Consider the following 277-nt stretch of genomic DNA (forward strand, 5'->3'; position numbering starts at 1 on the left):
GGCGTTCATTTGCTACTCGGCTCAAACGGTGCCGCCGACGCGGCAGATTTGGATGCTACTGAACGCCGGCGAGCATTAACGCAACGCTTGCTCAAACGCGTCGGTGTGCAAGTGTCCTCACGCCAGGATTTCTCCGAATCGCAAGGACGCTGCGATGGGTGCAGTGTGGAAGAAAACGCGTGACGTCGCCCATGCCGTTTAACGATGAAAACGCGCCGGTCTATTCTGCAATCCTCCTCGGCGGACGCCGAGACTTAATTGAACGGGCAATTGCGCT

General features: G+C 57.4%; 1 protein-coding gene. It reads left to right on the forward strand.

Going from position 1 to position 277, the window contains the following annotated elements; translation table 11 throughout:
* Nucleotides 1-183 (forward strand): hypothetical protein (locus SB764_RS39750; protein ID WP_410866718.1); only part of this gene is annotated, 183 nt, incomplete at its 5' end.
* Nucleotides 184-277 lie beyond the last annotated feature (94 nt).

This window comes from Paraburkholderia sp. SIMBA_027, assembly GCF_046535315.1.
In the GTDB taxonomy this organism is placed as follows: Bacteria; Pseudomonadota; Gammaproteobacteria; order Burkholderiales; family Burkholderiaceae; genus Paraburkholderia; species Paraburkholderia tropica.